The 10,325-nt window shown below is 57.1% G+C and carries 9 protein-coding genes; 6 read left to right on the forward strand and 3 right to left on the reverse strand.

The genetic code is table 11. The features are described from left to right. Positions 1-468 precede the first annotated feature (468 nt). From BM167_RS17590 to BM167_RS18235, 5 genes are all read left to right on the forward strand, one after another. Entirely contained in the window at positions 469-3,177 is a 2,709-nt protein-coding gene (locus tag BM167_RS17590) for a DUF7827 domain-containing protein (protein WP_092894042.1), read from the forward strand. Between the two features lie 281 nt (positions 3,178-3,458). Next, positions 3,459-3,938 (forward strand): hypothetical protein, encoded by a 480-nt coding sequence (locus BM167_RS17595; protein ID WP_143095543.1) that lies wholly within the window; start codon positions 3,459-3,461, stop codon positions 3,936-3,938. 143 nt (positions 3,939-4,081) lie between these two features. Beyond that, positions 4,082-4,852, forward strand: a complete 771-nt coding sequence (locus BM167_RS17600; RefSeq protein ID WP_092894044.1) for a ParA family protein — start codon at positions 4,082-4,084, stop codon at positions 4,850-4,852. Continuing rightward, positions 4,845-5,318 (forward strand): DUF8160 family protein, encoded by a 474-nt coding sequence (locus tag BM167_RS17605; protein ID WP_092894045.1) that lies wholly within the window; start codon positions 4,845-4,847, stop codon positions 5,316-5,318. Before BM167_RS17600 ends, BM167_RS17605 begins: the two co-directional genes overlap by 8 nt. After that, the gene (locus BM167_RS18235) at positions 5,263-5,763 is read left to right on the forward strand and encodes an HNH endonuclease signature motif containing protein (protein WP_143095544.1); all 501 of its coding nucleotides are present in this window, start codon (positions 5,263-5,265) and stop codon (positions 5,761-5,763) included. The genes BM167_RS17605 and BM167_RS18235 overlap by 56 nt, the downstream gene beginning before the upstream one ends. 309 nt (positions 5,764-6,072) lie before the next feature. Here the strand turns inward: BM167_RS18235 and BM167_RS17615 are convergent, their stop codons facing one another. After that, complete coding sequence (locus BM167_RS17615; protein ID WP_092894046.1) at positions 6,073-6,348, reverse strand: hypothetical protein; 276 nt, start codon at positions 6,346-6,348, stop codon at positions 6,073-6,075. 400 nt (positions 6,349-6,748) lie between these two features. On the opposite strand from BM167_RS17615, the gene BM167_RS17620 reads away from it, so the two are divergent. After that, entirely contained in the window at positions 6,749-6,976 is a 228-nt protein-coding gene (locus BM167_RS17620; protein ID WP_092894047.1) for a hypothetical protein, read from the forward strand. Positions 6,977-7,043: 67 nt separating this feature from the next. On the opposite strand, the gene BM167_RS18240 is transcribed toward BM167_RS17620, so the two are convergent. Both BM167_RS18240 and BM167_RS17630 read right to left on the reverse strand, forming a co-directional pair. Next, positions 7,044-7,586: a helix-turn-helix domain-containing protein gene (locus tag BM167_RS18240; RefSeq protein WP_143095545.1), complete on the reverse strand. Its 543-nt coding sequence runs from the start codon at positions 7,584-7,586 to the stop codon at positions 7,044-7,046. A gap of 822 nt (positions 7,587-8,408) precedes the next feature. Then, positions 8,409-9,137, reverse strand: coding sequence for a hypothetical protein (locus BM167_RS17630; protein ID WP_092894049.1), 729 nt, complete (start codon positions 9,135-9,137; stop codon positions 8,409-8,411). Positions 9,138-10,325: the final 1,188 nt, after the last annotated feature.

Below are 10,325 nucleotides of genomic sequence, written 5' to 3' on the forward strand. Positions count from 1 at the left end.
GCCCAATTCTTGGATCGGTGAGACGCTTGTAGAGCGCCTTCTACAGAAATAAATGAAAGGGGGGTGCCTCTGACAGCGTTTTGGCTTCGGAGAATGTGTTGAAAACCTAATTGGAACCTGTTCTCAATCGCCGGTTCTCTCGTAGTATTTCTCTTGTGTACGCCTGCGTAAAGCCCGATGGGTTCTGCCGGTCTTCGTGTCTTTGCGTGTGCCTGATAATAACATAGATTACTTCTATATCGTGTCCTCGGGCCTCCTTACATCAGAAATCACCAATACGCACGTATTGTTAGTTAATTATAAAATCTCTTGAAATACACAAAGTATTTACTGAAGAGTGGTTGTGTTCCACGTACCCCTACCCAGGTGACATCAGTGAGTACCGTCGTTCAAGTCCGGTCGGTCGGGCGTCTGGAATCGAGGGCGACTTGAAAATGGTGTTGCCACCTGCGACCTACCCAACTAAACATGACAAGTAAACAAAAGCAGTTCCGCGCAGTCATTCTCGCGGCGCTGATGGTCCTGTCCGTCTTTGCAGGCACCGTCGCGTTCACGGGCTCTGCTGCTGCGGCGGCGGATCCTGGCACTCTCAACCTCGGGAGTGGTGAGGATTCGACCCATTATATCAACACAGACGTCTCGAATCTTGCAAACGTAGAAGTGAACGACAGTGGCGGTAGTGGCACCGACGACTACTTCGCCTTTGTCGACGTGAACGGCGACGGCTACTACAACGAATCCACAGAGCCGGTTGCCACCAACGACAGTGCCTGGGCTGCTGGAGAAACCGTTTCCTTCGGCGACCTGAACGTGGGATCCCTCTCTACGGATACGTACACGGTGTACGCTGTCCAGAATAACAGTGGTACCTCGTTCGAGGATGGCGTCGCTGTAAGCGGCTTCTCTTCGAACGCATCGACGGAACTCGTCGTTGAAGACAACGCTCCGTCGCTCCAGTCTGCTATCCACTACGATAACGACACGGAGTCCGGAGATTCCAACGTCAACGCCCAACTCGAACTCGCGTTCGACGAGGACGTTGATGCCAGCACCGCGAGTGTGACTCTTCTCGACAGCGACGAAGAAGAGATCACCTCGGCTTCGCCCTCGCTGAACAACAGCGCGAGCAGCGATGGCCGCGTGGTCTTTGACCTCTCTAAGGTCTACACGCAGGACATCTCCATCACGTACAGTGTTGAGGACACGGCCGGTAACGAAGGCGCAGTAACGGACACCGACGATGCAGAGGACGTTACGTTCGCCTCCACGACCGTGAAGAACAACGACGGCGGCAACGCCTACAAGGGCTCGAACGTCGCCATCGTCTCTGCCAGCCCGGCTACTGACATCGAGATTGAAGGCGAAGACAACTACGCGTTCTCTGGTTCCACCGGCGAGAACAGCCAGGTCTTCGTGTTCAACACGGAGAACAGCGCGCTCGGTGAGTACAACTTCACGCTTGAGGGTGGCTCCGAAACCACCTTCGAGGTCCGTGACCTCGGTCTCACTCTCGACATCGACGACCAGAACATCACGACGACCGACTCCGTCGAGGGGACGGTCTCTGCGAACGCAGGTAACCGCCCCGTCGCGCTCCAACTCTACGACTCGAGCGACGACGAATTCGGCGACGAAGTTACTGCGGACCTGAACGGCCAGGGTGAATACGAGTTCTCCGTCGGTGACTTCACCGACGAGACGGGTTCGTACACGCTCGAAGTCCGCGATGAGTTCTCTGGTGTCACCAACGAGTCCTCGACGATCAACGTCGCGGAAGCCGGTGACGGCGAAGCAGACTTCAACCAGAGCGTCATCACCAACGAGCGCGGTGACATCGTCAAGATTCCTGTTACGCTCAGCAACACCGACCAAGCTACCGTCCAGATCGGTAGCGACAACGTCGGCTTCGAGGCCAACGTGACGGTCGAAGACGACAACGACGACGGCAAAGCCGTCATCCTCTTCGACACGTGGGCCGCGATCGACGACGACGGCAGTAACGCCTTCGACGTCGAGGACGACGACGACAGCATCGTCTACACGGACTCGAGCACGAGCATCGACAACTCTGTCGGCACGCTCCTCGACGCAGGCGACTACGACCTTGAGGTCCGCGACGCGGACGCTTCTGACTCCCAGAACGCCGCGACGCTCGTCCTCGAAGAGCGCAGCACCGATAGCGTGAACACGTGGACCGCACCCAGCGGTACCAGCCTCAGCGACTACGAGGACCTCACCGAAGCGGTCGAGAACGGTGACCTCACGCAGGACAGCGACATCGCCCACGGCGACCTCGTTGTCGCACAGATCAACGCCTCCGGCCTCGGCGGCCTCTACGAGGATGAGGGTGCCGACGCGTTCTTCGGTGCCGACCAGCCGGTTAACTTCACGGTGAACCAGAGCGAAGCGCCCGCAAACCGCGAAGCGTACACGCTCAACCTGTCCTCCGACAACGTCAAAAGCGTCGTCGGTGACGCTGACAACGACACGTACTACATCGCGTTCGACACGGACTCGTCGGAGATCGGCGCGTACCGTGGCGACACCGATGTCGGTATCGACGATGAGGACTCGCTGACGGCGAACTTCACCGTCTACGAGAACGACGGCAACCTCTCGGACAGCGAAGAATCCGTTGAGACTGACTTCGACCTCATCAACGCCGAACACACGCTCGACGACCCGTACAACGTCTCGAACGCCGCGGGTCAGATCGTTGAGGGCGAGTCCGACGTCGCACCGGGCACGGAGATCCGCATCCGCGTCCGTAGCGCCGACGGCACCAGCCCGAGCTTCCTGAAGACCGCATCGGTCGACGTCACTGAGAACAACACGTTCTCCACTGAATTCGACTTCAGCGGTCAGAACGTCGGTGACGAATACACGATCACGGTCAGCAACGGTCCGGTCGACAGCTCGGAAGAAGTCGACGGCACCGTCGTTGAAGGCTCCAACACGACCGAAACCGTGACGGACGACGTCACGGAGACGGTCACCGACGAGCCCGCCACGACGGACGCACCGGCGACGACCGAGGCTCCGGCAACGACCGAAGCCACGGCAACCGAAGAGCCCGCAACCGAAGAGCCGACTGAGACGAGCACGCCTGGATTCGGCGTGGTCGTTGCTCTGACGGCGCTTCTCGCTGCGGCGCTCCTCGCAGTCCGCCGCGACTAACTAACCGAACTCCCGGAGGACCTTCCTCCGATTCGGTCTTCGATTTTTCATTACTTCATGCAGTCGCCATACAACACTACGATACCGCGATTTACAGACATTTCAGACACCAGTTATCCACATTTATGACGAACGATTTCGAGTTACTCAAACAATCTCCTCAGACAGGAGTAGGGCGAGGGGGCCTATCGTATGAGGAACGGTTCCATTTCCGTCAGATTTCGGTTGTCGCAACCCGATCAAAGCGCTCAGAACATAGAGCGGGGGGGCAATTCGTCTCGGTGTCGTATTTAGAGGGGGACGAAGAAGAAGCAGCAGCGCTCTTCGTTGAGAAAAACAGGCGGCTGCTGGAAACGATCGACTTCTCAAAGTCGAATAGTGTTCAGCGGAGTCTCTCCCGTGAGATGTATGACCTCATCCTCCACTATCTCGGTGTCCGCAAGTTGGAAAAACACTCACTCACTGTCCTCGAACATCGACCGGAGGACGAAACTACCTGGGTCATCTCCCGAGACAAATTCGAGTCGGCACCCAATCGACGGTACGCTACTGGAGAGACAGGAACCGCGAAAGTGGTCGATGTGTCAATTGAACAGTTGTATGCAGACCTGCCCTCCCCATGCACGCTCGCGGACCTACCAAATGAGGCCAAGGGGGACGTCGCTTGGATATTCGCATACTTCGATGAGTTATCCGACTTCGAGTGCGTTGTGACACCGGGCGGTGGGAGTGTAGAACTGGTGAAGGAGTCCAGCGAGTAGACGACGGCGGCGCTCTTCATGAATTTACTTACGTGTATGGAGGTACACGTGTGTGGATCGTACCCTACCGTTTCCAGTGAATCGTCCCGGTTGTCTGACGAATCTATAAGAACGAGTGGAACGCAAAGAACGGATAGAACGGCATGACCGTAAAGATAGGAATCACGAACCAGAAGGGCGGCGTCGCGAAGACGACGAATACTATCAACATCGCCGGGGCGCTCGCTGACCGCGGCCTCGACGTCCTCGCCGTTGACGCCGACCCCCAGGGCTACCTCACGCACCGACTCGGCTTCGAGGACGCCTACCTTGCCGAAGAGGACTCGTTCTACGAGGCGTTCAAAGACCCATCGAGCTACGACGTCCACGACCTCGTCGTCCAGCACGCGGAGTTCGATCTACTCCCGAGCAACATCGACATGTTCCACCTCGAGCAGGACCTCATCGCCGCGGGGATGAAACCCCGTCTCCGCCTACAGATGCTCTTCGAGGATGTCGACGAGTGGGACGCGATCGTCGTCGACGCCCCGCCGTCGCTCGGGCCGATCAACGACAACGTCGTCCTCGCAACCGGCCAACTGCTGGTTCCAGTTGAGGCGGACGCATCGTCGCAACTCGCCGTGAATCACCTCCTACGGCAGTTGGACACGCTTGAGGATAACTACGGAACCCGCATCGACATCCTCGGGCTCATCGTCTCGAACGTCGACTACCCGCTCGACAACGAGCAACGCGATGCGATCGAGTGGTTCGAGAGTCGCTTCGGTGAGCACATCCCCGTCCACGTAATTCGCCGCCGTGTCGCCATCAAGCGCGCCGTCGACGCCGGTCAGTCCTTGTTCGGAGACGGCGTTGACGACTGCGACATGCGCGACGTCTACGCCACCATCGCTGCGGAGGTTGCCGATGCCTGACGATATCGACGAGCGTCTCTCTCGGCGCTTTGGTGGCGAGGGGAAGGAACAGGACGACAAGAACGAGAGGAACGGAAATCGCGCAAAGAACAAAAAGAACGACCGGAACGATGAGGACGAAATGAAGGCAGACACCACAACGGCGAGTGAAGAAAGCGCACAAGACGACATGAATGAAAAGAACGACACTCGTTCAAAGAACGGCTGGAACGTCACGAACGTAAAGAAGGAGTGGACGCCCCGGAGCATCTACCTCCCTGACACCATCGAGTCAAACCTCGGGCGGGCATACAAGCAACTCGACCTGGATCTCGACATGGCCGATATCGACCGAGAGTTCCGGAAGACGCGACACTTCTACCCGCTCCTCGTCGCGCTTGGGATGCAACGTATGGAGGAAATGGAACCTGATGAGCTCATGGAGTTCCTTGAGGAGTTGGAACGCAAAGAACGAAAAGAACAGTAGGACCGATGACCGCCACCTATCGACGCGTTTGCCTCGACTCGAAGGGCGAAGAGTCGTTATCTGCGAGTCGACTGAACAGATCGTCGCCCATCACGTCGACGGAGACCGTGGAAACAACACTATCGAGAACCTCGAACCTGTCTGCCAGTCCTGCCACGGGAAGATTCACACCGGAGCGGACGGTTTCGAGGAGTGGTTTGAGGCACTACACCCCGACGCACGGATCTACGACGACCCCTCTGTGAGAGAAAAGACGCATGTGGCGATGTACTTCGACCAGGAACTCGCAGACGATCTCGACCTTCGGTTTGATGAGCTGAACCTCGAGTATCGTCGAGAGCATGGGGAGAAAATGACGAAGAATGGAGATTTCTATCCAGCCCTCGTTCGGTCGGTAGTGAACGACACGACGGTTCGGAAAGAACTCGGACTTGACTCAGAATAGCTCCATAGCTGGGGCTATTCCTTGGTTTGTTAGCCGTCAGTTGGTTCTTCCCCTCCTTCTGATTCTTGTATATCGGTGTCTGTGACGTCCTCTCCGCCGTTCGGAGCTGCACCCTCACCCTCCTCTCCTCCATTTGGAGAGGGCACTTCTGGGTCGTCTGGTTCCGGCTGCTCAGGTTCTCCTGGTATCGCATCCTTCCCGTGCAGTAGTGCACACCCCGAAAGGCAGAGGGTGATATTCTCTGGAGTACTACACGAGGAAAAGCAAATAAGTGCGCACCCCGCGAAAGTATCTGCTCCCATACCCCCCTCACTTACCCTGATCAGTATCCAGTTCCTCGCGCAGTTCGTCTACGAGTTCTGGATTCCGATCCTGAATGTTTTCTGCGAGTGCTTGGAGTATTTCGAGTCTGTGCTCGTACTCGTCCCTACTCAGGTCCACATGCTCTAGCGCGTCCTCGTAACCCCGTTCCTCTAGGGCCTCCCGGAGTTGATGTGGATCGTCGATGTTACTAAACAGAGCGAGGAGGCCGTCGCGAAATGCCTCATACTCCTCGTCCTGTTCCATCTTGTCAAGTGCTGACATGGATATCGGACCTATACAATGCTCTTGGATAAATCTGTAGGCCTCATGTCAATTCGGGAGGCGGTTTCTCAGATAGAGACAGGAACAGTCACTAACACTCCGATATCCCTTCTCAGAACACGAGAAGCCTCGATTCGAGCGTGTAGTTCCCACTCCCTAACTCGACAACCTCCCCACTCTAGGGCTCGAAGAACACCACGCTCCGTCGGCGTCGACGATCATATTGTAGGCGTGCCCCACCGACCAGTCGTAGAGGACGCCGACTGTGTTGGTCCCCGCGACGAACGCCGTGAGTAGGACGATACGGAAGCACGACGTCGCTGCGGCGAGTGCCCCAGATATCCACTGCGTATTGATCTATTAGCAGGACTGTTTTGGGGTTAGATGACAGCACACCTGTATGAGCGAGTCCATTCCTGAAGACGGAAAATCGGGAGTATCCAGTAGGGTCCCGACCAACTATCTTGTCGCCCTCGAATATATCGCGTATGAACGGTCGAAGCCATTTGATCGGGTTTCCATCGACGATCTCGTCGAAGAGGCGATACGCGAATACTTAGAGTCGAGAGGTTGCTTCAAGGAGAGTGAGGAGATTGACTATGAGGTTGCACGTCAGGGCGGGGAATGAAGTACGGGCAAGTTATCACACCCTCGACGCCGTCGACTCGAACCGGCGCTGGATGCGCGAAACGACCTTAGTCGGCCGCTAGTTCGTCGACGCGCGCCTCGAGTTCCTCGATCTGTTCTTCCATCCCGTGCACCTGTGCGACCACGTTGTTCATCGCTCCGGTCAGCTCAACCAGGTGCTTTGCTTCCACCGGCTCTGGTATCTCACCGAACAGAGAATGGAGAGTGTCTAAGGCATTCCCGAGGATGACGCCCTCTTTGTTGAGCCAATAGCGCTGTTCGGGCTTCCCTCCACCGCGGTCGACGTGTTTCACCTCCACCATCTCTTCCTCGACCAGCTTCTGAATTCGATACCGGCACTGGTCCTTGTTCAACAGTGGGCGTCTACTGTTTTCTTTCAGTGGTAGAACGTCGACGATGTCTCTCAGAGGCAGAACCCGGTGTCCAACTCGTTCGTGTAGGAACGTAGCTCGGTTCTCATAGAGACACCGGACGACAACATCAGTATGGGCGGGCCATTCGTCAGGGTTGAACTCTGGGAGTTCACCATCGTCCGGACAAACCGTTTCCAATCTTCTTCTGTCGATCTTCTCGGGACCAGGCGGTTCCATGGCCCACGTCTACCAAGATCGTTGATAAGCTTTGGCCGGATTTGCCTCTGGGCCTCGTTCTTCAGGCGCGAGTTCACGCGAACCCACACATGAAAACCCACCATTCCATGTTCTCTTGCAGGCGATTCCACGCGTCGCTTCGCGCGAAGTATCGCCTGAACACCCCTTGGTTCGAGTTAGTCAAGGTAGGCAGTTGCCGGACGGAGGGGGGAGAAGGGGGGAGAAGGTGGAGAGAATGTTTCACAGGATTAGTTCACACGTCATCTCTCAGGCACCAAGATGAGGCTTTAGAAGTACCCGTTAGCGCGGTGGTTCTGATTAGAGAATTAGAATAGCAAGAGATCGTAACGCAACCAAGTAGAGTAACAGAGCAGTCGTCGAGTGACTACTCGGGCAGGTCGTTCACCGTTATCCGATTCGACCAGAGTCATATGGGCCATTCCTTGCCGGTTGGGAACATCTTCGATTGTAGTTCTGTTGTGCAATCAGACCCTCGTGTAACAGCGTGTTACAACCACATAGACGCTAAAACGTCATTTTCCACAGGAGGACAGCCTCTCGCTCTCGTCCTCTTATCCTCGAATGCTGTAACAGACTTACAACAACGGCAGAGGTGTCTCAGCCGCACGAATCTCGACGTTTTCGCGGAAAAGAAGCGGAAAACGAAGCGGACCCTACGGTAGTCGACCACCACTAACTACCTACAACGGCCACTTTTCTAGGGTGGCCGTGTAGGCGACGTGGTAGTCCAAGCCACGTCGAGGGCGTCTGTTCCCCCGTCCCGCCCGCGTGCTGTTGTAACCGTGTTACAGACTGTTCGTGTTAGTCACCCCCCGAGTTATTCTCCCGGTAGAGGTCACGAGCACGGTCCTGGAGTGCGGGCGGGAGGTCGTCGTACCGGAGCTTGAGCTTCTTTGCCTTCCCCGTGTTCCGCTCACCGCCGCTTTTCATGCGGACGAAGTCCTTCTCCTCGACGAGTTCTCGGGCGATGGTGTAGCCGTACTCCCGAGAGATGTCGATGTGGTTGGCGCCAGCGACCTCGTGCACCGCTCCGTACGCGATGCCAGCGACAGCCGGCGCGTTCTTCTTCCGACTCCGCTGGCGGGACTGGTACGCCTTGTAGCCGAGGTGGTCGATGAGGACGCGCTTGACGCGGTCTTTCGTCGACGTCGAGTCGTACTCCGAGAGTTCGAGTTCCCCGTGGAACTCGTTGAGACGCCCCTCGAACGTGTTGACCTTCCCGACGAGTTCCTTGTAGACCTTCCCTCGCTGCTCGGTCTCTTCTTGGACGTCCTCGACGACGTCCTTCGCGTCTTTCGCCATGCCGACCGCCGTCTGGGCGGCGTCCTCGGCGTTCTCGGCGCGATGAACCGCCTTCCGGTCCTCTGCTTCGAGACGCGCGACGCGGTCTTGGAGGTCCTGTTTATCGGCTCGCAGTTCCTTCACCTCCTCTCTGAGTTTCTGGACCTCGTTGACGAGTGCCTCGAGGGAGACGTCGTCGTGTTGATTGACGGGCTGATCGTCGGCAGGCGGATTACTGGTGGTGGACATGGGTATTCGTGTTCGTGGCTGGTTGACTCGCTGTGCTGTCCACCGGGAGAACCACAGTCTCGCGCCGCGTAGACGCACGGCTAGCGAGAGGGGTAAACATTAAGACACTCGCCGCCGCAGAAACAGGTACCAAGTGATTCCTGCGGAGGGGCGAGCGTCCCCGGGGCGTGCAAACGTTCCGGGGATGTCCCCGGCGGCCTACTCCTTCTAGCTCTGCATATCGCATTCGTTCGGAGGACTCCATTAAATAGGTACGGTCTCCGTCAGACACGGTCGAATACCTCCTCGGCGTCGATGCGGCGACCGTCTCACTGACCCCGATACCCCAATAATACTCGTTGAGGACGACCTCCTCAACGATCCCTTAGAGTAGGACTAGGTTTAACCAACGACTGGCCCCTCGTCCCTATTCTGTTGGTTAAGACTGACCGTCGCGAGCGCCGGCGAGTCGGTCGCGGCGGTAACCTACCCTAGTCGCCCGGCGACGACGCCGTAACCACACACACGGGGGAGGGCAGTTGGTTAAGACCGGACCTTCTCCGGTGTGTTAGTTAAGGCCGAGTCCGAATCATAGGGTTTTATGCTGCATAGACTCATAACGTAGGGTAAGCACGCAGCCACAAGGTCTCTACCCCACAAAAACTCGCACCCTGAGAACGGAAGTGCGAGGGGGAACGCGGTTCGCTCAAACATGCGGGGGAGACTCCGCCTGTAGCGATCAACCGCGTACTCCCCAATAGTGGGTGAGAATGGCCTGACGATGCACGCACCGGCCCCTGACCCTCGCGGGGATGAGGGAAGTCGGATGATAGTGCTGGCTGAAATACTCACGACAACCCCACCCCATCAACTTGCACACGGCTAAACGTCACTGCGAGGGGGAACGCGGCTTGCCCAAAAATGCGGGGGAGACTCCGCTTGCCGCGTTCCTTCTCGCCTTGATCCTCTGGCCGTCGGCAAGAGATCCAGTGGGGAGGGGAAGTCGGAGAAAGTGCTGACAAAGACGACCGCTAAGCGAAGACACCACAAAAAACTCAGCCCACTTCAACACATATACGCATGCGTCACTATGTGGGGCCACGCGGAGCTCAAACATGCGGGGGAGACTCCGTCTGTAGCGGTCATCCGGTACCCGACCTGCGAGGGGATGAGGGAAATCGGAGAAAGTGCTGACTAAGGTATCCACGA

The sequence above is a fragment of the Halopelagius inordinatus genome, from assembly GCF_900113245.1.
GTDB classification, from domain to species: domain Archaea; phylum Halobacteriota; class Halobacteria; order Halobacteriales; family Haloferacaceae; genus Halopelagius; species Halopelagius inordinatus.

What these genes read in the sequence shown, in the direction of transcription:
- BM167_RS18240 (WP_143095545.1), bottom strand. Translation starts at nt 7,586, where the DNA reads ATGGAACCGCCTGGTCCCGAGAAGATCGACAGAAGAAGATTGGAAACG.
- BM167_RS18235 (WP_143095544.1), top strand. Translation starts at nt 5,263, where the DNA reads ATGAGCTCATGGAGTTCCTTGAGGAGTTGGAACGCAAAGAACGAAAAG.
- BM167_RS17615 (WP_092894046.1), bottom strand. Translation starts at nt 6,348, where the DNA reads ATGTCAGCACTTGACAAGATGGAACAGGACGAGGAGTATGAGGCATTT.
- BM167_RS17605 (WP_092894045.1), top strand. Translation starts at nt 4,845, where the DNA reads ATGCCTGACGATATCGACGAGCGTCTCTCTCGGCGCTTTGGTGGCGAG.
- BM167_RS17600 (WP_092894044.1), top strand. Translation starts at nt 4,082, where the DNA reads ATGACCGTAAAGATAGGAATCACGAACCAGAAGGGCGGCGTCGCGAAG.
- BM167_RS17630 (WP_092894049.1), bottom strand. Translation starts at nt 9,137, where the DNA reads ATGTCCACCACCAGTAATCCGCCTGCCGACGATCAGCCCGTCAATCAA.
- BM167_RS17590 (WP_092894042.1), top strand. Translation starts at nt 469, where the DNA reads ATGACAAGTAAACAAAAGCAGTTCCGCGCAGTCATTCTCGCGGCGCTG.
- BM167_RS17620 (WP_092894047.1), top strand. Translation starts at nt 6,749, where the DNA reads ATGAGCGAGTCCATTCCTGAAGACGGAAAATCGGGAGTATCCAGTAGG.